Below are 22,453 nucleotides of genomic sequence, written 5' to 3'. Positions count from 1 at the left end.
GCACGATGACCACGGCCGACATCGCTCTCGTCGCCGCGCTGCGGGACGATATCGACCGGCTGCTGGCCGCCGAGCCCGAAGTCCGTTCCGATGCCTCGGATTCCGTGCACCAGATGCGGGTTGCTACGCGCAGGCTGCGTAGCGTGTTGCGGTCCTATCGCAGGCTTTTCGTCAAGGAGCCGGTGGCGGTGATGGTCACGGAGCTCAAGTGGCTGGCCGGACTGCTCGGGGAGGCCCGCGACGCGGAGGTGCGCGCCGACCGGTTCGCCACCCTGCTGGCCGACCACGCCGGGCAGACCCCGCCCGCCGAACTCGGCCCCGTCACCGCGCGTCTGGTGATCGCCGAACGGGATCGCTATCGCCGAGCCCACGACGAGGTCCTGACCGCGTTGGACAGCGAACGCTACCGCACGCTGCGCGACCAACTGTCCGCATGGCGCACCGCCCCGCCGCTGCGCCACTCCCGCGTCACGGCGGAGGCCGCCGACGTCTTCGGCGCGGTACTGCGCAGCGATCTCGCCCGGGTCGAATCCCTCGTCCGCGCCGAGCCCACCGTCGCCGCCACCGAGCGCATCGAGCTGCTCCACGATATCCGCAAAAGCGCCAAGCGATTACGGTACTCATGCGAAGCGGCGGCGCAGGAAGCCGGCGACGCCGCCGATCTCGGCAGCCGCGCGAAGAAGCTGCAGACGGTACTCGGCGACCACCGGGACGCGGTGGAATCCCACCGTACGATCCTCGATCGAGCGGCCGAGGCCGCCGCGGCGGGCGAGCCCGCGGACCTCTACGAGATCCTCGCAGACGCCGAGGACGCCGCGGCCGGGCGCGAACTGAGCCGCTATCCCGCCACCGCGGCGGCGCTCTTCGGATAGATCACGTAGCGGATTCGCCCAGCACCGGCGGGCTCAGAGAGCCAGGCGGGTGCCCGCGCATTCACGCCGGATACGCGAAGCCGACTTTCCGCTCCCTCGGGTCCGCGGACAACAGGCGTACCCGCACCGCCGCCCCTTCGGGAGGCTCGCCCGTACACGGTCCGAGCACCGGCGGATCGGCGATGAAGATCACCGCGGGACGATTGCCGTTGCCCTCGCGCACCACCACGGCATCGAACTCGGCGCCGATCCGCTGCGCCAGCAAGGTCGACTCGGTCAGATCGATACAGGCACGCTCGATCTTGCTCGCGACGCCATCGCTGCGCCGCATGGTGTCGGCCGTGCGCACCAGCCCGTCCCGTACCCAGCGCGGCACCTCGGTGCCCGCGCACCGGGCCAGGCAGATCTCGGTCGCGAATCGATCCGACAGCCGTCGCAGCGGGGCGGTGACGTGCGCGTACGGTGCGCCGATACCGCTGTGCCGCAGGGCTTCCGGTGCGGCCGGGCCTACGGCGGCCCCAGCGACCACGGTGTAGGACGCACCGCGCAGCAGCGTTGTCGCCTCGGACATCAGCACCAGCGCCGCGGGCGTGTTGGGGTCCAGCCGCGCCAGCATCTGCCCGACCGCTTCCTCGGCGGGCCAGGCCACGCCCAGCGCATGCGCGGTGCGGCGCATGGAGTCGATCGCGGATTCGGCCGGTGGCGGCATGGTGCGCAGCAGCGCGACCTGCTGCTCGGCGGGAACGTTCCCGTTCAGCATGATCTGCGCCGCACACATGCCGGTCAGCAGCGAGACCTGTTCGTTCCAGTCGTCGGCGGCGGTGCGCGGTTCGACCACCAGCCGCCAGTGTCCGTCGGCGCGCTCGTCCTGGACGACGGATTGCGCAGGCAGCCGCAACCCGATCGCGCCGCGCGCCAGCCCCGCCGCGATGCGCCGCGCACCGAACTCCGGCAGGGCGGCAATCGAGGGATGCAACCGACCGGCCTCGGCGTCGGCCTGCACGCCGGAGTAGTCGAGCCGGGCGCGGGAGCACACCAAGGCCCGTACCACCGAGAAACGCTGCGGTTCGGCGTTCTCGTCGAGTTCGATGGTCCATAGCGCGGCCGGGCGAGTTCGGCCGGGCAGCAGGCTCGCGGACCCTTCCGACAGGGTCGGCGGGTGCAGCGGCACCGTGCCGTCGGGGAGATAGAACGTCTGCCCCCTGGCGCCGGACTCCTTGGCGAGCGCGCCATCGGGAGCGATCACGGCACCGACATCGGCGATGGCGTAGTGCACGAGGAAGCCGGTGGGGGTGCGTAAGAGATGCAGGGCCTGGTCCAGATCCATGGCCCCGGGTGGGTCGATCGTCACGAACGGGATGTCCGTGCGATCGACCCGGTTGCCCGCGAACGCGTCGACCGCGTCGCGGGCCTCCGCGCTTGCCTCGGCGGGATACGCCGAGGCCAGCCCGAACTCGGAACGAATGGCGCCGAAATCTACCGGTGCCGAGACGATCCGCTGGTGGAGTTCCACGCTGCGGCGCCGGTCCTACTGCAGGGCCAGCATGGTGCCGTTCAGCTGATCGAACGGACCGTAGACGGTGAAGGTGACCCGGCCACCGGGGACCGAGGACGAAACCTGTGCCGCGGCGTCCAGCGCCTGCCCGAAGGAGGCGGCGGACGGATGCGGCAGCCCGGCGATGGCCAGGCCGACGTGATTCTGATACACCCACACCGTGTCGGCGGCGCTGAGGTCGACCTGAACCCCACCCGGCAGTGGCGTCACCGCGACCGCGTTGGCGGAACCGGCGCCGAGCACCGCGAAAACCGAGGCGGCGCCCGCCACCAATGCACCGGCGACCAAGGAGCGAACTACTCGCATATGTGTTGAGACCTGCTTTCCCGCGATCGAAGTATGAATGGCCCGGTGCTGCCCCGCACCGGGCCTTAACCAACGGCGACTACTTTATGACGTCCATCACCCTCCCGGCCAGTGGCGCACGAATCGGATCGACGAAAATTTCCGGCTGCGACACCACAGCGCCCGCGCTGCTAACGTGAGCCGCCGTGCCGGGCGTCGCGTTCGCCCGCGCTTTCGAAAATGTGCCGTGCGCCGACAATTGGGAGCCCCACACTTATGTCATCGATTTTGTTCGACTACCTGCTGCCTCTGCTCGGTCCCGAACAGGCCGCCTACTGGGCCCGAGTCTTCACCATCAACCCGAGCTGACCGCGCGATTGTTCTCGCACGCTCGTTGCCTCCCGTTAACCTGACGGGAGGCAGCAGTGATCCTGGCCCGCTAGCATCCCGCGCGTGATAAGAACCATCGCCGCACTCGCGGCCAGCGCCACCCTCTTTTCCCTGCTCCTCACCGGTTGCGGGGACGACAAGTCCGGCAGCGCCGCCTCCTCGACCACGGCGGCCGCATCCCAGGGCGCTACCACCACGGTCGACACGGTGAAGACGGGCGCATTCGTCGTCAGCTTCCGGGGCGCGTTCCCGAAGCTCGCCGAAGGCAAGGATGACGCGAAGATCGCGAGCATCCTGTCGGAGACCTGCGGAGACATCAAGGCGGGCAAGTCCGAGTCCGACGTCGTCGCCAACATCACCAAGCGGGCGGCAGGCACCACCCAGCCGACCGCGGAGGAAGCCAAGGCCATTTATCAGATGGCCAATCTGATGTGCTGATCACTCCGCACTGAAGACGTACGCCCGTCGAAGTCGGCGGCGGTAACTGCTGACAGCTAGCGACAGCGATGCGCCGGTTCCACGTTGCGGGATCCGGCATACCGCCGACGACGGGCCCCTCTTCTCGCCGTTGCCGAGCGCGAACCCGGACGGGCCGCAAGCGGGTGGGCGGACGAGTTGGTCTGTAAGCCGGATCCTGTCCCCGGTTCGCACCGGGGGGCGGCCATCCATCTGGACACTCCGTTGCCGGGTGCCTCGAGCGGCCCACCCGCAGGCTCGGGCGAGCAGCCCTCGAACGCCTGCGCAGCCGCACCGCGGACGGTGCGGCCTTCGACCTTGCTCCGGGCGGGGTTTACCGAGCCGCCCCGGTCACCCGGGGCGCTGGTGCGCTCTTACCGCACCGTTTCACCCTCACCGCACGGCCTCGACGGCCGTGGGCGGTCTGTTTTCTGTGGCACTTTCCCGCGGGTCACCCCGGGTTGCCGTTAGCAACCGCCCTGCTCTGTGGAGTCCGGACTTTCCTCGGCGCCGGGCGGCGGCACGATCGTGCCCGTTCCCTGCGCCGCGGCCGCCCGACCAACTCGTCCGCGATAACAGAATACTGGGTACGGTTAGTGGCCATGGAACGTGTCGAGGTCGGCTTCCCTTCCGGAAGCGAGCAGTGCGCGGCGTGGCTCTATCGCCCGGACGGCGCACCCAAACCCCGCCCGCTAGTGGTGATGGGACACGGGCTGGGGGCCAATCGGGAAATGGGACTGGATCGGTACGCGCGCCGTTTCGCGGCCGCGGGCATGGCGGTCCTGGTGTTCGACTATCGGCATTTCGGCGCCAGTCAGGGCACGCCACGCCAGTTGCTGAGCATCAGGCGCCAGCGTGCGGACTGGCATGCCGCCATCGCGTACGCGCGCACCCTGCGCGGGATCGACGCGACCCGAATCGCGTTGTGGGGCACTTCGTTCGGCGGCGGGCACGTCCTGTCGGTCGCACCGGACGACGACTACATCGCCGCCGTGGTCGCGCAGGTGCCGTTCACCAGCGGCCTGTCCTCGGCGCTGGCGAAGGGGCCGATCAGCGTGACCAAGGTTGCCACCATCGCGGCCACCGATCTACTGGTGGGGACCATCCGGCGCAAGCCGGTCCGCATCCGGCTGGCCGGACGCAAGCGCGCCGCGGCGTTGATGAGCGCACCCGACGTACCGGAGGGCTTCCGCAGGCTCAGCGACGAGAGCGAGACCTACGAGCCGAAAGTGGCGGCGCGGGTGGCGTTCTCCGCACTTTTCGACGCACCGGGACGACGCGCGAAAGCGCTGAAGATGCCCGTGCTGTACGCACTGTGCGACGACGATTCCGTCGCCCCCGTGAAATCGGCTCTGCGCGCCGCCGAACGCACCAAGCACGCGGTCGTAAAGCGCTATCCGGCGGGCCATTTCGACATCTACTTCGACGAAGTATTCGAAAAGGCGGTATACGACCAGACCGAATTCCTGGTATCCGTGCTGCGGCCGTAAGCGGCTGCCTCGAGCCTTCGTTCGGCCCGGCCCGGGCTGAGGTACGGAGTACATCCGGCTGCGCCTCTGTGCATTCGCGGGCAGGGCCGAGCGGGCAGGGCCGAGATGTGGCGTATCGTGGGAAGCCAATGAATCTCGGGCATTTCCGCACTCGGTGATGGCTCCGATGCGCCGCCAAGCATCGTCTCGATGAATATCACTCTCTCCCACGGGAAGACAGCTCCCGTTTCCCCATGACTGCCGCGCGGGTCAAGACCCGCACGGAACTGCGCGGACAGCGCCGCAGGCGCGGCCACGGTTGCTGGAATCATCTGCTAGTCGCACCGCTGTGGCCGAAGCACGGTGTGAACCTGGGCACGCTGCTGCGCACCTGCGACGCGGTCGGCGCGTGCATGGCGGTGCCGCGTCGGCCCTGGGTGCCCGACGCGCTGGCGCATGGCAATACGCTGCGGCACCGGCAATGCGTGCACTGGATCGATGGACGGGTCGAGCGATGGCTCGCCCGGCAGCGGGACGGCGGCTCCGCGATCGTCGGCGTGGAATTGACCGACGAATCGATCCGCCTCGCCGATCTGTCCGCAGCCCGGCGGCGCACCATTGTGCTCCTCGGGCACGAGACCACCGGCATCCCGCCCGAAGGCCTCGAACTGGCCGACATCACCGTGGAGATCCCGATGGTCGGCACCGGGCACAGCCTGAACGTCGCTGTGGCGGGATCACTGGTCCTCTACAAACTGGCCGGGCTGTGCTGATCACGGCTCGACCAGCAGCTCACGCGCGAGCAACTCCGCCCACCACCCCTCGACCCGCTCGGGCGGCCAACCGCGCCGGGCGGTGAGTTCGGTGTAGACGTCGATGTTGCAGACCGCCGCGTAGACGTCCACGGCGGTCGGCACGTCGATGCCATCGCGCAGCGTGCCCGGCGGCCACAGGGACAAGACCTGACGGTGGGCGTCGTCGCCTCGGCGGCGGCCTTCGCGATAAGCCTGGGCCAGTTCGGGTTCCGTGCGTCCGGCCTCGCGTTCGCCGACTGACACCATCGCAGGGGTCGACGGCGGCGGCCGATGCTGTCACGATGGCGCGGATGATTGTCAGGCTTGCGCGGGAAGAGGACCTCGCCGGTTTTCTCGAACTGGCGGGGCAGGTCGAGCATTGGTTCGGCCCGATGGTCGACGACGCCGGATTCCATGCGGCGGTGCTGCGGCACGTTCGGGCGGGCACGGCGCTCGTCGCCCGGTCCGCGGGGGCCGAAGTGCTCGGCGGCATGATGTTCGGCGCCCAGCCGCCGACCTACCGGGTGAACTGGTTGGTCGTCGCGGAGCAGGCTCGCGGACACGGCATCGGACGGGCGTTGACCACGGATGCGATCCGCCGGTACGTGCGCTGCCCCGGCACACTCGAAGTGGTCACCTTCGGGGCCGATCATCCCGGCGCGACGGCCAGCGGCGCCCGTGCGTTCTACGAACACATGGGATTCGATCCCGCGGAAGCCGCGGCTCCCGGCCCGGAGGGCGGTTCCCGGCAGTTCTATCGGCGGCGCATCTGAGGCACGACGGCCGGGGCTTCATCGTCCACGGATTGCTCGCCAGAGGATGAAGGCGAGCACCGCTGCGGGCGCGGCCGCCAGTATGGGCTTGTCACGAACCGTGTCCATGAGGGTGCGGCCCGGATAGGCCATGGACTCGGGAAGTCCGGCAGCGCCGAGTTCGGCAGCGCTCGCGGCGTTGGCCTCCGCCAACTCGGCGCGCTCCGCGGCGTTTTGCACGGACTCCTCCACCGCAGGCTCGGCCTGCTCGGTCTGGTACTCGCCAGTTCGCCCCACGCCGGTCCGCGACTCCGCCTGTTGTGCCGCTGCGGTGGCAGGGCTACTCACCCCAGCGGCCTCTCGCCCGGCGGCGGTCGCTTCGCCCTCCCCGAACGATGCGGCTCCAGCCGCAGCGCCACTCGCCTCAGCGGCCTCTCGCCCGGCGGCCGCTTCGGCCTCCCCAAGCGGCGCCGCTCCGGCCGCAGCGCCACCCGCCTCAGTAGCCCCTCGCCCGACGGTCGCCTCCGCCTCCGAGAATGGCACCGCTGCGGCGGCCATGCCGCTCACCTCAGCAGCGGCCTCCTCGGCCTCGCGCCTGACGCTCGGCGTCTCCAACCCCGTCATACCTGTCGCTCCGGCAGCGGCGGGGCGCGCCTCAGCAGCGCCCTCTTCCGCCTCGCGCCTTGCGGTGGACGTCTCCCCCGTCATACCTGGCTCTCCGGCCGTGGTACCGCCCACTTCGGCGGCCGCGTCCTTCGCCTGCCCTGCGGCCTCCGCCTCCGCCTCCGGCTCGCCCTGCACGGGATCTCTCGCGGCGTGGCGGCCGAAACCCTCGCCTGGCTGACCGCTACCGGCCGTCTCCACCACATCGGCGACGTCATAGACGCCGTCGGATTCCGAATCCGGGCGTTCACGTTCGTTCATCACTGTCTCCTGTCCTCGGCTGCGCGGCGCCGGACAGATTTCCTGGATGCCGTCGCTGCCCGGTTACCCTACGAACGGTGGGACAAACCGGACATCGAAGAACGCCACTCCATCTCGAATTCGCGCCGTGAGTCGCCCGGGGCCATGGCCCCGCTCACCCCGGTCGGCAGGAAGCCGTTGCGCAGATACAACCGCTGGGCGAACGTGTTGCTCTCGGCGACCTCCAAGTGGACTACGCGGTGACCACCCGCAACGGCCCAATCCAGCACCGCGCGAACCAGCCGGTCCGACACCCCGGTCCCGCGCGCCCGCGCCGCCACCCACATCGAAATAAGATGCACACCACCGCGTACCCGATCGGGCATGCCCGCGACCGTGCCCAGCTCCTCTCCGGCCGACTCGGCCAGGAACTGCGCCCGATCGGTCAGCGAACGCCGCCAGTCACCTTCGGTGCGGGCTTGCGCCTCGGCCAAGGTGGAGCCGAAGAACTGCGGCGTGTCGGCCAGCGCCGTGAGCCGGACGCGCCGGAACGCCGCCCAATCATCCGGCACGAGCAATCTGATCTCGGGTGTCGAGACGTCCATCTGGATTTCTCTACCTGGTCAGCGGTAACGTGCGCAAAGGATTTGCGGTGTCCGGCTGGGCCGCCCCACGTCAACCGAGCTTGCGCAGCCCGGCGAACTCCAGTCCGGCGAAGATCGCGACCGCCACGGCGCCGATGATGAAGAACATCACTCCGAGACCGGTCAACGGGAGCACACCGGAACCGGCCAGCCCGATCATGCCGGCAACCGAGAGCGCGTTGACGGCGACGACCGCCTGGGCGTGCCGCACCGCGATCACCGGTTGTCGGGCGACCATCAGCAGCACGAGCGCACCGCCCAGCATCACGATGCCGAACGGAATGCTCCAACCGATCGGCAGCCCGAGCGGGTCCCGCAGAAACCCCGCGCCCGCCACCAATACCGCGCCGAAGATCCCGGTGCTCCAGCCGTCCACCGTGAGCGCAGTGCGCAGAAGGGTGGCGTTGCCGCTCGGCCTGGCCAGGGTTGTGGGTGTCATGTCGTCCTCCTGTGTTCGGTCCGCCGAACCAACCTTGCTGGCTCGCAGGTGAGCGTCTCAATAACCTCGCAGGTCATGGCCGGACGGCGGCGCGGGTGCTTAGCTGAACGAATGACATCGGTGCAGACGCGATCGAGAGCGGGCGTCCTGCTGCGTGAATGGCGGCAGCGGCGCAGGTTGAGTCAGCTGGATCTGGCGCTGGCGGCGGATACCTCGGCGCGTCACCTCTCCTATGTGGAGACCGGGCGCGCCACACCCAGCCGGGCGATGGTGCTGCGTCTGTGCGACACACTCGACGTGCCGCTGCGCGAACGCAATACGCTGCTGATGGCCGCCGGTTACGCACCCGCGTATCTGGAGAGCAGTCTCGACGACGCGCATCTCATGTCGGTCCGAGCCGCCCTGCACACCATGCTGGCCGCCCACGAACCATATCCGGCCGTGGTCATCGATCGGCTGTGGAATGTGGTGACCGGGAACGCGGCGATGAGCGTGCTGATGGACGGCGTTCCGGCGCACGTGCGGGCACCGCGCCCGAACGTCTACCGGCTGGTGTTGCACCCGGATGGACTCGCGTCCCGGCTGGCCAACCTCGCCCAGGTGCGCGCACTGTTCCTGGAGCGGCTCGCAAGGCAGGTCAGCGCGAGCGGCGACCATGAGCTGGCGGCGCTGTACGACGAGGTTTCCGGCTACCCGGACGCACCGGCCGCCGATGACACAGCGGAGGCCGGCGCGCCGCCGAGTCCGTTCGAGGTGCCGATCCGGATCCGGACACCTGACGGTGAGCTGTCGATGTTCAGCACGATGGCCACCTTCGGCGCACCCGCTGACGTCACGCTGTCCGAGCTGGCCATCGAATTGTTCTATCCGCTGGACGAATTCACCACGGCCGCGCTGCGCGGGATGGCGGCCGTGACGAATCCGTGAGTTCCTCAGGCGTCCAGCATGGATTCGTCCCACTGCCGGTGCAGGTCGGGGTCGGCGGCGGACAGTACCTCGTCCAGGCGCAGCCCCAACTCGCTGATGTTCGGTTCGGTCATCATGTTCAGGTGATCGCCGGGCACCGAGATCACCGTGAACCGGCGGGCGGCGTACTGCTTCCAGCCGTTGTCCGCGCTGTCGAACATGCTGCCGACGGTCTGGTGCGCCAGGTCGACGCCCGGCGGAAGCCCCTCGGTGGCGCGCAGCAGCGTGATGTCTCGCTCGTAGGGCTCGAGCTTGTAGTCCAGCATGGCCGAGTAGTTGGCGTAGAACACCTCGTAGAGCCGCCGGATCGCCTGCGGTGAACTAGCCGACGGCAGGATCTCCGACCGCACCGCCTCGGCCAGCATCGCCGCGAACAGCTCCTCGGAACCGTGCACGTCGGGTTCGAAATCGACCAGGGCGGACTGGCTTCCGCGCGCGTACCACAGCAGCTCGAGGAAGAACCACCGGATCAGCTTCTCCTCCGGGATGGGTGTGCGCGCTTGCGCGCGTAGGGCCATGGTGTCCAACAGCGTCACGCTGAACACTTCGTGGGCGGGAAGCTGACGCGCCATCTCCAAGGCGACATAGCCGCCGAAGGACCAACCCGCCAGATGATATGGGCCGGTCGGATGCACTCGTCGCAGCGCTTCCAGATACGACTCGGTCATCGCCGCGATCGTCTTCTCCGGCGCACTACCCGCGTCCGCGCCCGCCGCCTGCAGTCCGTACACCGGGCGATCCGGATCCAGGTACCGCACGAGGGTCAAGTAGCACAGCACGTTCCCGCCGATCGGATGCACCAGGAACAGCGGCGGCTTGGTGCCGTCGGGGTTGAGCGGCACCAGCGGGTCGAAGGTGCGGTGCACGTCGCCGCCCGCCCGCACCAGCGTGGCGAGCCCGGCCGCGGTGGGCGCGCTGATGAACGCGTCCAGCGGCACTTCGACACCCCACCGGCGCGAGAGCGCCATCACCACGCGCATCGCCCCGATCGAGGTCCCGCCCGCCGCGAAGAAGTCGTCGTCGACGCCGATCGCGCGCAGACCGGCGTATTCGGCGAGCAACTGCACCGCCGACCGCTCGTAGTCGTCGGCCGGTTCCCGCTGCGCCGCCACCGAATCCGGGACGGACTCGCCGTAATCGCGCAAGGCCGCGTCATCGCGTTTGCCGCTGGGCGTGCGGGGCAGCTCGTCGAGCCAGGCGAACCGCGACGGCACCATGTGCGCGGGCAGCACCGCACGCAGGTCGTGCCGCAGCGCGGCCAGATCGGTCTGCTCCGCCGCGCCGACCAGGAACGCGATCAGCGACCCGTCGATACCACCGAAACCGCGTGCCACCACGGCCGCTTCGGTAATGCCCGGGAACTTCTCCACCAGGCCGAGGATGCACAGCTCCACTTCGGCCGGCTCCACCCGGAAGCCACGGATCTTCACCTGGCTGTCGCTGCGGCCCAGGCACACGATGTCGCCGGAGAACAGCCGAACGCCGAGATCGCCGGTGCGGTAGCGGATTCCGCCCGCATGGGTGGCCACGAACCGCTGGGCGGTGAGCGCGGGCCGTCCCGCGTAGCCGCGCGCGAGGGAACGGCCACCGAGATAGATCTCGCCGATCACGCCGTCGGGCACCGGGCGCAGCGCGCTGTCGAGCAGCTCCACCGTGTCGCCGTCCACGGCTCGGCCGATGGGCGGCAGCGCGGGGAACTCGTCGGCCGGACCCTGCAGGGTGAATTTGGTGGCGACATGGGATTCGGTCGGGCCGTACTGGTTTTCCAGCACCAAACCCGGAACCACCTTGCACAGAGCGCGGATCTCGTCGGTGATGCGCAGCTGCTCACCGGAGGAGATCAGCACCTTCAGCTCGGTCGGGAACTTGCGCAGAGCCACGGCCGCCTCGGCGAACGCCTGCAACGCCACATACGGCAGGAACAGCCGTTCGATGCCTTCGTCCACGACGGTGGTCAGCAACTGCTCGACGTTCGACCGCAGGTCGGCCGAACTCACCCGCAGGGTCGACCCGGCCGCGAGGGTGGTGAAGATCTCCTGGAACGACACGTCGAAACTCAACGGCGCCAATTGCAACGTGCTGCGCAGGCCGGTGCCGGTCGCCGCGCGGATCTGCCAATCCACCAGCGAGGTCAGGCCCCGATGCGGCATCGCGACGCCCTTGGGCTCGCCGGTCGACCCCGAGGTGAACAGCACATAGGCCACCGAATCGGGCGAAATATGTTCGGGTAGTGCGACATCCGCGTCGTCAGCGGAGTCGTCGAAGAGCAGGGTGGTGTCGAGCACCAAGGCGGGATCGTCGACGATGTCGCGATAGTCGGCGTCGGCGACCACGCGGTGCGGGTGTGCGCGGTCGATCATCAGATTCAGCCTGGCCCGCGGGTAGCTGACGTCCAGGGGAACGCACGCGGCGCCGATCCGGGTCAGCGCCAGCACGAGCAGTACCAGCTCCGGACGACGCCGCATCAGGATGCCCACCCGGTCGCCCGGCGATACGCCGAGCCCGGCCAGCCGGCGCGCCAGCCGGTCGGAACGTTCGATCAGTTCGTCGTAGGTGACGGATTCGTCGTCACCGGCCAGGGCGATCGCCGCCGGGTTGAGCGCGGCGGCGTCGGCCACCAGCGTGCCCACGTCGCGGGCGATCACTGGGCCGGCACCGCGGTCGATGGCGGCGTCGGGGTCGGCCACGATTGCGGCCAGCATGCGCAGCTGGGTGAGCGCCACGGTCGCGCACTGCTCGGTGGTCAGCGTGTGATCACCGTTGACGCGCAGCCACATCCGGCCGTCGCGCGGGTCGGTCGCCGCGGTCACCAGCAGCTGGAAGTTGGTCTCCTCGCGGGCGTCGAATTCCAGCAGCCGCACCCCGTCGAGCACCAGCATCGGCTGGAAGACGTGGTAGTTGACGTAGTTGAAGGCGGTCTCGAACACCGGCCCGCCGTCGGCGAGGATCGAGCGCAGCGGGTAGCGGCGGTACGGGTAGGCCTCGCGTTCCCGGCGCGCGATCTGCTCCACCGCCGCACGCCACGTGGTCGCGGTGCCGTCCAACCGGACGGGCAAGGTATTGAGGAACAGCCCGGCCACCCGCTCGGCGCCGGCGCGGTCCGGACGACCGTGGGTGACCACACCGGTGGTCACGTCCGTGCGTCCGGTGAGTGTCCGCAGCGCCAGGCAGTGCGCGGCCAGATAGACCGATTTCTCCGGAATCTGGTGGCGCGTGGCGAATGCGGTCACGCGCTGGGCCAAGCGGCGCGGCACCAGCGCTTTCGCGTGCGGCGTCTCGGCGACCGCCGGTCGGTGCGCGCCGAGCGCGGTCAGGGCGGTGGGTTCCGCCCCGGCGAGCGCGGTCAGCCAGTACTCGCGAGCCGCGGTGTCGTGCGCACTGCTCTGTTCGACCTGCGCGTACTCGGCCAGGACGGTCGCCGGATGCGGGGTGGCCTCGATCCGGGTCTGCGTCATGCCGAGATGGCTCAGGTAGTCCAGCAGCAGTTCCAGCACCGAGGTGGCGACACTCCAGCCGTCCAGGATGGCGTGGTGGAAGCTCAGAACCAGGTCCACCGTGCCCACCGGTTCCTGCGGACCGGGACGGACGAACACCCGGATGGCGAACAGCGGAGCGACCGCCATGTCGTACTGGGCGTGCGTACGGTCCTGGAGGTAGGACTCGATCAGTTCCGCGCCGTCCAGCTCGTCGGTATCGCCGAGGTCGACGATCTCCAGCTCGTAGGGCGCCTCGGTGTGCACGATCTGCAGCGGAATCGAGTATCTGCTCAGCTCGAACGACGATCGCAGCGCGGGCTGGCGCCGCACCAGCCGGTCCACGGCCGCACGGAACTCCGCGTCATCCCAGGGGATTTCGAGCCGGTAGCGGAACGCGTCCTTGTATGTGACGGAGTCGGCGCGCTCGATGCTGTGATACAGCATGCCCAGCTGCAGCGCCGTGGCCGGGAACGCGTCCTCCACCTGGTGCAGCGCGGCGCGGTCGATGAGCGGCACCGTCGCCAGCGGCGCGACGACGCGCGCGTGGTCGTCGCCGTCCCGGTCGTCGCGTACGACGCGCGCCAGCTCGGCGATGGTCGGCGCTTGGTAGAAGGCGTCCACGTCGAAGTAGAGCCCGGCGCGCTCGGCCGCGGTGCGCACGGCCAGCGCGAGAATGGAATCGCCCCCGTGGGTGAAGAAGTTGTCGTGCACACCGATCGACTCGACACCGAGCACCGTGCACCAGACTCGCACGAGCCGCGCCTCGACGTCGGTGCGCGGCTCGACACCCGCGACCTGCTCGGCGCCGTGTCCGAGGACGAGCTGCTCGGCGAGTGCGCGGCGGTCGAGTTTCCCATTGCGGGTCAGCGGGATTCGATCTACCCGGATCAGCCGGGTGGGCACCATGTAGCGCGGCAGTTTCGCCGCGATCTGCTCGGCGATCTCCTCGCCGGTCACGTCGGTTCCGACGAAATAGCCGACCAGCTGCACGCCGTGCGCCTCGGACAGTTCGTCCACCACCGCCGCGGCGCGGACCCCGCGGCAACCGAGCATGGCGTTGTGCACCTCACCGAGCGTGACCCGGTTGCCGCGGATCTTCACCTGGTCGTCGAAACGGCCCAGATACTCGAGGTTGCCGTCCGGCAGCCAGCGCGCCAGATCGCCGGTGCGGTAGCGCCGCCGACCAGGCACCCCGCGATCGTCGACGAAGGCCGCCGCGGTCAGCTCGGGCCTGCCGCGATACCCGCGCGCCACGCCGACGCCCGCGATGTTCAGTTCGCCCGGCACCCCGACCGGTACGCGGCGGCCTGTTTCGTCGAGCACGAGCAGGTCGATGTTGTCGATCGGACGGCCGATCGGCACCACGTCGAGCCCCTCGTCGCGGGGGCAGTCGAAATAGGAGACGTCGACCGTGGCTTCGGTCGGGCCGTAGAGATTCACCAGCTCCGGCACCGCCGCCCCGGCCGCGGTGAAGACCGCATGGAATCGGCGCACCAGCGCCGGTGGTAGGGCCTCGCCGCTGCAGAACACCCGGCGCAGGCTGCCGATCCGCGCGACCACAGCGGGATCGGCCGCCAGCTCGTCGATGAACGCGGCCAGCATGGACGGCACGAAGTGCAGCACGGTGACCGTGTGCGCGGCGATGGCGTCGACGATGCGGCGCGGATCGCGCTCCCCGCCCGGCTCCAGCAACGCCAGCCTGGCGCCGGTGATCGCCCACCAGAACAGCTCCCACACCGAGACGTCGAAGGTGACCGGCGTTTTCTGCAGGATCACGTCCCCGGCGTGCAACGGGTAGCGCCGCTGCATCCAGGTCAGCCGGTTCACCACCGACCGGTGCTCGATCATCACGCCTTTGGGCACGCCCGTGGAGCCCGAGGTGTAGATGAGGTAGCTCAGATCCGCTGGATGCGAGACATTTTCGACACCACGTGCGGGCTCGGTGTCGGCCACCGTTATCCGTGTGACGCGCAGTTTGTCGAACACCGCTTGATGCTCCGGTCCGGCCACCACGAAGCGTGCCCCGCAGTCGGCGAGCACGGTTTCGATGCGCGTGGCCGGAAAGTCCGGGTCCAACGGCACGTACGCGCACCCGGCGCGCAGCGTGCCGAAAATCGCGACGAGCAGCTCCGTCGAGCGCGTCAGCACCACCGGGACGCATTCGTTGCCGGTCACGCCCAGCGCACGCAGCCGTGCGGCGAATCCGTCGGCCAGCGCGGACAGCTCACGGTAGCGCAGCGGCCGCTCCCCCGAGCCCGCGACCGCCTCGATCGCCACTCGATCCGGGTGCTCGGCGGCCGCCTCGCGGAACAAGCGGTCGATCGTGGTGTACGGAAACTCCTCGCGCGGCCCGGTTTCGAAAGCGGAGATGGCGGCCAGCTCGCGCGCGGGCATCAGCGGCAATGCCGAGATCGGGGCGTCCGGCCGATCCAGCGCCGCCGTCAGGAGGGCGCCGATGCTGCGCACCACCGATTCGAACGGGAAGTTCTCGTCGAAGACGTCTCGGTCGTAGTAGAGCTGGAGGTTCAGCGAACCGTCGCGCGCGTGCTCGACGGCGAGGATGTTCAGCGCCTCGAGCACCGTGCCCGGATTGACGATGTCGATGGTGCCGAGGATCTTGTCCAGGTGATCCGACGACGGCATCTTGATGTAGGAGTACGCCACGTCGAACAGCGGCGGCGCGGTCGGATCGCTGCTGAGCGCACGAGCCAGATCACCGTACGGAAAGCGCTCGTAGCGCTTGAGTTCCCGGATCTGCGCGGCCACCTCGGACGCGACCGCGGACAACGGCTCGGCGGGGTCGACCCGGATGCGCAGCGGCACCACGTTCGTCCGGTGTCCGGCGGTGCGGAAGGTCTCCGCGCTGTGCCGGTTCAGCATCGGGACACCGATCACCACTTCCTCGGAGCGATGGACGGTGGTCAGGTACGCGGCCAGCGCCGAGACGGTGAAGGCGAAGACGGAGAAGCCGGTAGCGCGAATCCGGTCCAGGAACGCGGGTTCCACCACCACGCGCCGTCGTCCCCGGTCCACGTTCGGGGTGCTCGCCCGGCCGGAGAAGAGCGCGGGAACCACTCCTCCGAAGCGGCGGACCAGGGCGTCGCGGTCGGCGACCCACTGCGGAGACGACAGATACTCCTCGTGTTCGGCCGCGATCCTGCGGTAGGTGCGCACGCTGCGGTCGGACTCCTCGGTGACCGGTTCCGGTTCGGCGAGCAGTTCGAGTGACAGATCAGAACGGCTGTAGTTGTCCACCAGGGCGGCCCACAACGCGTTCACGCCCCACCCGTCGATCATCGCGTGGTGCATCGCCACGTAGAGGTAGAAGTGGTCGGGTCCGTCGACCAGCGCGGCGACCCGGAACGGCCGGCGCGGCGGGGATGGCGTCAGATTGGCCCGGTTCACCCATTCCTGGCGGGCGGCCGCCGGGTCCGACGCCCAGCTCAGGTCGATCAGCTCGACTTCCGGCAGCTCGTCGGAAATCCACTGCCAGAAGCGGCCTTCGGTGAATTCGAAACGCAGCCGCAGCGCGGCGTCACTCAGCAGTGCCCGGCGGACCACGGCCTGCAGCCGGGCCATGTCGAAGGGCTCGTCCAGGAACGCACAGTAGGCGTTTCTGGTGACCGGCGCGGGTCCGTACCGGAAGGCCACGGACAACACATCGCGTTGGTACGCGCTGACCGGCCACGCCTCGGGTCTATGGGGAGTAGCACTCGGTTCGGATGTCACAGTCACTCCTATCGCGACACTCGCGGCACCGGCTGTGCGCGGATATAACCAAGCCCACCCTGATCTCTGACACGCAAAGCTGCTACCACAGTTATCCAGTTATCGATATCGCGAATCACGGCATCGACTTCGCCGATGCCGGGACTCTCCTGTTGTCTTGTGGTGTAGGCGGTCAGCAGGCCGACAGCAGCGCACGCACACTCTCATCGGCCAGGCGTTCGGCTCGGTCCCGCGACACCGCGGGTTCGACGTAACCGACGTTGAAGGACAGCTCGTCGTGGGTCGCATTGGCGGTGGCCATGATGAACCCGCTCACCGACATCCCGGACACGAACTGCGCTCCCTCCAGCTGCCAGGAGCCGATCTTGTCCGGGAAGGGGTAGCTGCCCAGGTAGGTCATACAGAGATGTCCGGGACCGCGGGTATCCATGAGCTTGACGGTGGACGCGCTGGCGGCAACCGATTTCGGCGCGGCCACCTTCAGCAGGTTCAGGGCCGAGAGATGATCGCGCCGATCCATCCGCGCGCCGTACTCGCGCTCGATCTCGCCGGCGATCTCCCACAACGAGGCCCACGGCGCGTACTTCGCCGGGGTGGCGATCATGCCCTGATAGGTGCCGACCTCGGTGTCCGCGGCGGCGCCGTCGAGATGGTCGCGGAAATTGACCGAGCTGCCGACGGTGTACCAAGTCGCCTTGCCGGTGCCCGCCTCCCTGGCCGCCGCCATCAGCAGCGCCGCGGACAGGGCGGACTGCAGGCCGACGCCGTGGCGTGCGCAGCCCGCGGTGAGCGCGTCCAGTTGGTCGGCGTCGAGGCTGCGATGCACCACCCGGCTGCGCCGCTGTGCGGGCGGGGCCAGCGAGGTCGGTTCCAGCCTGCGCGGCCTGCGCAGCTGCGACTTCTGGTCGCGCAGCAGTGAACCCGCGGTGCGCAGCGCGCCGCTGCCGCCCTGGAAGCGCGGGGGGAAGAGATCTTCCGGACCGGGGCGCACCGGGGCGGGCGGGAACTCGCCCGCTTCCCCGGCGGCCGCGTGGAGCACCTGCTCGGCCACCGACAGCGCGCTCTCGCCATCGGCGATCGCGTAGTGCAGCGTCACGATCAGCTCGTTGGTGCCGTCGGTCTCCTTGATCAGCACCGCCCTGGCCAATGGCCCGGCGCGCCAGTCGAAGGGTTCGCGCAGCTCGACCTCGTCGACCTCGGTCAACCACGTTGTGCTGTCTTCGGATTCGATCACGCGCAGCGGAATCGGCGCCTGCACCGGAACGAAACGCGGTGCTGTGCCGTCGGGTTCGGCGGCCACGGCGACTCGCAAGAGCGGATGTCGGCGCTGCACTTCGTCCAGGCCTGCTCGGATCTGCTCGACGGCGACCTGTCCGCGGATCCGCACGCGCGACAAGATATGCAGCGGCGCCAGCTGATCGGCGATCCAGTGCCAGCGCTCGACCGGCGACAGCGGGCGCGGCAGCCGCGCGGCCGGCCCGTCCAGCGGCGGGAACGACATCGGCTTGGCGAGCTCGCGCAAGAAGAAGTCGGTGGGCGCGTGCCGGAAGTAGGTGTCGCGCACCCGCACCAGATGCGGATCGGTGGTCTGCTCGATCTTGGCGAGCGAGGCCGAGCCGTTGACGAACATGGCGGTGCGATCGGCGCGCAGCTGCTCGTAACGGCGCAGCCCCGCCACCGGATCCAGCGCGTTGCGCAGTACGTTCGCCAGCACTACCGCGTCCTCGATGGCGGAGTTGGCGCCCTGGCCGAGGCTGGGCAGCATCGGATGCGCCGCGTCGCCGAGCAGGGTCACCCGGCCGCGGCCCCACCGCGCCAGCGGCGGGCGGTCCTGGGCGGGCACCGCGAGGATCGCGGATTCGTCGGTCTGCTCGATGCAGGCGCGCACCTCCGGCGCCCAGTCGGCGTACAGGCGCAGCAGGTCTTCCTTGCCGCCGCGCCAGTTCGCGGCCTCGTCGGCGGGCAAGGTCTGGGTGCCCCACCAGTACACCCGGCCGTGGCCGATGTCGTGGATGCCGAACCGCATTCCGGTGCCCCAGAAGTGCGCCGACAGGCCGCGCGCGACGTTGCGATGCTCGAACGGGATGCAGGCCAGCCAGCACACGAAATTGCCCGGTCGCGGCTCGGCGCGGCCGTGCAACTGGGCGCGCACCATGGAGTGGATGCCGTCGGCGCCGACGAGCAGATCGCCCTCGGCGACCCGGCCGTCGGCGAATTCCACGCGCACGTGCTCGCCGTCATCGATGAACCGGGTGGCCTGTGCGGCAACGAAAGTCGGCGTGTCGCCGATCGCGCGCAGCAGCACGTCGTGCAGGTCCGTGCGGTGCAGCGCCACGGCGGGCGCGCCGAGCTGGGCATCGAGCCGGTGCACCGGAAGCACCCGGATCGGGCTGCCGTCGGGGTTGCAGAAGCGGAAGCTCTCGACCCTGCCGCCGCGTTCGAGCAGTTGCTCGTCGAGGCCGAGACCGAGGGTGCGCAACGCGTTGATTCCGTTCGCCTGCACCGAAAGACCGAAACCCTGCGCACGCAGTTCGGGGCCGGCTTCGTATAGTTCGACGGCGAAACCCGCGTGCCGCAGTGCGACCGCGGTGGTGAGTCCTCCGATCCCCGCCCCCAGAACGATTACTTTGATCGGATTGCCCATCGAACCTGCACTCTCTCGAATTACTCGACGGCACAGGCGCTTCCCGCCATGGCGCGGTCTATGGGCGGCGCTGCCCACGAACCACCGTCCCCCTTAGTGACACCGATCGAGGGCACACAGCGTCGACCCCGACCAGGCAGGCAGGGTAGGACGCCTGTGCCTGACCGTCCGGAAGCCTACCGCTACTCGGCGCGCAAGGCAGAGTCGAAGTGAGATTCACCGCATCGCGCGAATGTGAAACGGAAACGTGTTGCAATGGGGCATAATTCGCCCCTCGCGCACCGCGTTTGCCCTCGTTCCAGGTGTCGCGGCGTCCTCAGAGATAGGACGTGTCGTTGACCAGACGCACTGATGATCCGCCATCGAGATAGAACTCCGCTATGGACAGCGACGCCAGATCCAGATGCAACCGGTACAGCAGCGAAGGGCCCGCATCCAGCGCCAGTTGCAGCAGCGTCTTGATCGGGGTCACGTGACTGACCACTACCAGGTTCGCCCCGGGATACCGTTCGATCAGATCGCGACGGGCCGCCTCCACCCGTTCCCGGACCTGGTCGAAGCTCTCCCCGCCGGGCGCGGCGGCGGCCGGGTCGCCGATCCAGCGCGCGTGCAGCTCGGGGTCGCGCTGCGCGGCCTCGGCGAAGGTCAGCCCCTCCCATGCGCCGAAATCGGTCTCGATCAGACCATCGTGTATCTCGGCGGGCACCCCGAGGGCGGTCGCCGCGGCCTCCGCGGTCTCCCTGGCCCGGCCGAGCGGTGAGCTGATCACGGCGGCGATATCGCCTTTGGCGGCCAGCATTTTCGCGGCCCGGGCGGCCTGCTCCCGGCCCAGCGCGGTGAGCGGGGGGTTGCCCCGGCCGGAATAGCGGCGCTCCAGCGACAGCTCGGTCTGGCCGTGGCGCAACAGCAACAGCCGGGTCGGGCGGCCGGTGGCACGGGTCCAGCCGGGGCCCTGCCGCGCTGGTTCGGGCGGCGCGGCCGCCTGCCTGGCTTCGTCGATCCAGCTCGGCAGCTCACGCTCGGTGACCGCCAGTGCCGGGTCGGCGGCCTCGGTCGACCGCGTGGACTCCGGCGTCGTCCGGACCTCGCCGACCAGGGTGGCGTCGTCCATGGCCTGGTTCGCCAGCCGGTCGGCGTGGGCGTTCTGGGCGCGGGGAATCCAGGTGAACCGCACCCGCGCGAACCCGGCGGCCAGCCTGCGTGCCCGATCGGCGAGCGGAATCATGGCCGCGTGCTTGACTTTCCAGCGGCCGGTCATCTGCTCGACAACCAGCTTGGAATCCATCCGCACCTCGACGGATTCGGCGCCGAGCTCGGCCGCCGCCTCCAATCCGGCGATCAGGCCGCGGTATTCGGCGACATTATTGGTGGCGGTGCCGAGGAATTCCCGGCGTTCGGCCAGCACGTGGGCGTGATCGGCGTCGTAGACCACCGCGCCGTAGCCGGCCGGGCCGGGATTGCCGCGAGAGCCGCCGTCGGCCTCGACGATCACTTCCGGGTAGGTCATCGCCGCGTCCGCGCGCTTTGTCCTCGGTTCACTCGCCGACGCCGGTTCACAGCCCCGATTCCTTGGTCCGGACCAAGACCGCCCCGCACTCCGGGCAGCGCACCACCACATCGGGAGCGGTCTTGGCGATCCGGGCGATCTCGCCGCGGTCGAGTTCGATGCGGCACGCGCCGCAGCGGCGGGCCTGCAACAGCGCGGCGCCCACACCGTGCTGGGCGCGCTGGCGGTCGTAGATCGCTAGCAACTCGGCGGGCAGCTTCGCGACCACACCGGCGCGATCGGTATCGCAGCGGTTCTGCGCCACATCCAGATCCGCCAGCGCCTCGTCGCGCTGCCGCCGCGCGTCGGCCAGGTCCGCGTCGGTCTTGCTCAGCCGGGCGCCCGCGTGCTCGTGGTCGGCGGCGGAGGCCTCGCGCCGTTCCATCACCTCGAGCAGTTCGTCCTCCAGGACCGAGCGGCGACGCTCCAGGCTGCCCAGCTCGTGCTGTAGCTCGGACAGCTGCTTGGCGTTCACCGTCCCCGCGGTGAGCATTCCCCGGTCGCGGTCCTCGCGCTTGCGCACCGCCTCGACCTCGCCCTCCAGCTTGCGGATATCGCGGTCGAGGTCGTCCAGCACGATCTCCACGGCCACCGCGGCGTCGGAGTGGGTGTTGCGCTCGGCCTCCAGCCGGGCGACCTCCTGCTGCTCGGGCAGCACGGTGCGGCGGTGCGCGATCCGGGTCAGCTCGGCGTCGACGGCGGCCAGCCGGAGCAGCTCGGCCTGGATCGTGGGTTCGACATTCAACGCGGACAAACTCCTGGATGGGTGGACGGGACTGGTGTTCAACCGTACCGCGCCGCAGCGGCGGCCCTGCGTAATGGGCGTAGCGGGAGGAAGTCCGTAGCCGCGGTACGAACGAAGACCCAGCCGCTAGTTGCCGACTGCGCGGGTCTTGATCGCGTCGCGGGAGATGTAGACGTCGTATTCACCCGGCACCGCGATCACCGCGTTGCCGTAGGCGGAGCGCACGAACGGCTGCGTCCACCAGCGGCCCGCGCGCATGTCGGCGAAGAAGTCCTGGTCGCCGCCGCCCAGAAAGATCTGGTTCTGGGTGGTGGCGACGCCGTCGAGGCGCTGGCCGTACAGACGGCTGATCCGGTAGCCGGAGTGGAAGCCGAGGGCGTTCACCCACGGCTCGAGCTCGACGATGCCCGCTTGCAGCACCCACATGTCGCCCTCGACTCGGTAGGTGCTGCGCTGTTCGGCGTGGTCGTCGTCGCCGTACAGGGTGAGGTCGACATCGAGCTGGTGCTCCTGCCCCGCCACCGGCTTGGCCACCACATGCGCCGCCTTGATCTCCCCGGTCAGTCCCAGATACGTCTGCAGCAGGGTCGCGATCCATAGCAACACCGCCGCGACCAGCAGCAGCGCGAGCCCGCCCGCTCCACGCGCGAACAGCGCCCGCATCCCGACCCGGCGGGCCGCGATCAAACCGGAAACGATCAGCGCGACACCGACCAACAGCAACAGGATCAGGCCGATCTGCACCAGCCCCAAATCAACCGGGAAGTTCATGGGCTAGTTGTACCCCG

The 22,453-nt window shown here is 69.4% G+C and carries 17 protein-coding genes and 1 other RNA gene; 6 read left to right on the top strand and 12 right to left on the bottom strand.

Annotated elements, in window-relative coordinates; genetic code table 11:
• Nucleotides 1–5 precede the first annotated feature (5 nt).
• On the top strand, nt 6–872 hold the full coding sequence (locus IU459_RS19065) for a CHAD domain-containing protein (protein WP_195130887.1): 867 nt from the start codon (nt 6–8) through the stop codon (nt 870–872).
• Nucleotides 873–933: 61 nt separating this feature from the next.
• On the opposite strand, the gene IU459_RS19060 is transcribed toward IU459_RS19065, so the two are convergent.
• On the bottom strand, nt 934–2,385 hold the full coding sequence (locus IU459_RS19060; protein ID WP_195130886.1) for an RNB domain-containing ribonuclease: 1,452 nt from the start codon (nt 2,383–2,385) through the stop codon (nt 934–936).
• Nucleotides 2,386–2,400: 15 nt separating this feature from the next.
• Nucleotides 2,401–2,733, bottom strand: a complete 333-nt coding sequence (locus IU459_RS19055; protein WP_195130885.1) for a hypothetical protein — start codon at nt 2,731–2,733, stop codon at nt 2,401–2,403.
• A gap of 432 nt (nt 2,734–3,165) precedes the next feature.
• Between IU459_RS19055 and IU459_RS19050 the strand changes: the two genes are divergently transcribed.
• The gene (locus IU459_RS19050; protein ID WP_195130884.1) at nt 3,166–3,540 is read left to right on the top strand and encodes a hypothetical protein; all 375 of its coding nucleotides are present in this window, start codon (nt 3,166–3,168) and stop codon (nt 3,538–3,540) included.
• A 169-nt stretch (nt 3,541–3,709) separates the two neighbouring features.
• On the opposite strand, the gene rnpB is transcribed toward IU459_RS19050, so the two are convergent.
• Nucleotides 3,710–4,124: RNase P RNA component class A (gene rnpB, locus IU459_RS19045), an RNA gene on the bottom strand.
• A 36-nt stretch (nt 4,125–4,160) separates the two neighbouring features.
• Between rnpB and IU459_RS19040 the strand changes: the two genes are divergently transcribed.
• Both IU459_RS19040 and IU459_RS19035 read left to right on the top strand, forming a co-directional pair.
• Nucleotides 4,161–5,048, top strand: coding sequence for an alpha/beta hydrolase (locus tag IU459_RS19040; RefSeq protein ID WP_195130883.1), 888 nt, complete (start codon nt 4,161–4,163; stop codon nt 5,046–5,048).
• A gap of 233 nt (nt 5,049–5,281) precedes the next feature.
• Entirely contained in the window at nt 5,282–5,800 is a 519-nt protein-coding gene (locus IU459_RS19035) for a TrmH family RNA methyltransferase (RefSeq protein ID WP_195130882.1), read from the top strand.
• Here IU459_RS19035 and IU459_RS19030 read toward each other — a convergent pair whose 3' ends face one another.
• On the bottom strand, nt 5,801–6,088 hold the full coding sequence (locus tag IU459_RS19030) for a hypothetical protein (protein WP_228838127.1): 288 nt from the start codon (nt 6,086–6,088) through the stop codon (nt 5,801–5,803).
• A gap of 44 nt (nt 6,089–6,132) precedes the next feature.
• Here IU459_RS19030 and IU459_RS19025 point away from each other — a divergent pair, with 44 nt between their 5' ends.
• A complete protein-coding gene (locus tag IU459_RS19025) occupies nt 6,133–6,594 on the top strand; it encodes a GNAT family N-acetyltransferase (protein ID WP_195130881.1) in 462 nt (153 codons plus the stop codon).
• 18 nt (nt 6,595–6,612) lie between these two features.
• Here IU459_RS19025 and IU459_RS19020 read toward each other — a convergent pair whose 3' ends face one another.
• From IU459_RS19020 to IU459_RS19010, 3 genes are all read right to left on the bottom strand, one after another.
• Entirely contained in the window at nt 6,613–7,497 is an 885-nt protein-coding gene (locus IU459_RS19020) for a hypothetical protein (protein ID WP_195130880.1), read from the bottom strand.
• A 68-nt stretch (nt 7,498–7,565) separates the two neighbouring features.
• On the bottom strand, nt 7,566–8,081 hold the full coding sequence (locus IU459_RS19015; RefSeq protein WP_195130879.1) for a GNAT family N-acetyltransferase: 516 nt from the start codon (nt 8,079–8,081) through the stop codon (nt 7,566–7,568).
• Nucleotides 8,082–8,151: 70 nt separating this feature from the next.
• Nucleotides 8,152–8,559 carry a hypothetical protein gene (locus tag IU459_RS19010; protein ID WP_195130878.1) on the bottom strand — a complete coding sequence of 136 codons (408 nt, stop codon included), beginning with the start codon at nt 8,557–8,559 and terminating at the stop codon, nt 8,152–8,154.
• 111 nt (nt 8,560–8,670) lie between these two features.
• Between IU459_RS19010 and IU459_RS19005 the strand changes: the two genes are divergently transcribed.
• A complete protein-coding gene (locus tag IU459_RS19005; protein ID WP_195130877.1) occupies nt 8,671–9,486 on the top strand; it encodes a helix-turn-helix domain-containing protein in 816 nt (271 codons plus the stop codon).
• A 5-nt stretch (nt 9,487–9,491) separates the two neighbouring features.
• Here the strand turns inward: IU459_RS19005 and IU459_RS19000 are convergent, their stop codons facing one another.
• From IU459_RS19000 to IU459_RS18980, 5 genes are all read right to left on the bottom strand, one after another.
• A complete protein-coding gene (locus tag IU459_RS19000; RefSeq protein ID WP_324198929.1) occupies nt 9,492–16,730 on the bottom strand; it encodes a non-ribosomal peptide synthetase in 7,239 nt (2,412 codons plus the stop codon).
• Nucleotides 16,731–16,902: 172 nt separating this feature from the next.
• A complete protein-coding gene (locus IU459_RS18995; RefSeq protein WP_195130875.1) occupies nt 16,903–19,374 on the bottom strand; it encodes an FAD-dependent monooxygenase in 2,472 nt (823 codons plus the stop codon).
• Nucleotides 19,375–19,690: 316 nt separating this feature from the next.
• On the bottom strand, nt 19,691–20,881 hold the full coding sequence (locus IU459_RS18990; RefSeq protein ID WP_195130874.1) for a bifunctional RNase H/acid phosphatase: 1,191 nt from the start codon (nt 20,879–20,881) through the stop codon (nt 19,691–19,693).
• Between the two features lie 46 nt (nt 20,882–20,927).
• A complete protein-coding gene (locus tag IU459_RS18985) occupies nt 20,928–21,665 on the bottom strand; it encodes a zinc ribbon domain-containing protein (RefSeq protein ID WP_195130873.1) in 738 nt (245 codons plus the stop codon).
• Nucleotides 21,666–21,791: 126 nt separating this feature from the next.
• Complete coding sequence (locus IU459_RS18980; RefSeq protein ID WP_195130872.1) at nt 21,792–22,436, bottom strand: hypothetical protein; 645 nt, start codon at nt 22,434–22,436, stop codon at nt 21,792–21,794.
• Between the last annotated feature and the right edge of the window lie 17 nt (nt 22,437–22,453).

The organism is Nocardia amamiensis, from assembly GCF_015477605.1.
Lineage (GTDB): Bacteria > Actinomycetota > Actinomycetes > Mycobacteriales > Mycobacteriaceae > Nocardia > Nocardia amamiensis_A.
Note: the sequence above shows the minus strand (reverse complement) of the source record. Positions and strands in the feature narration are given on the sequence as shown.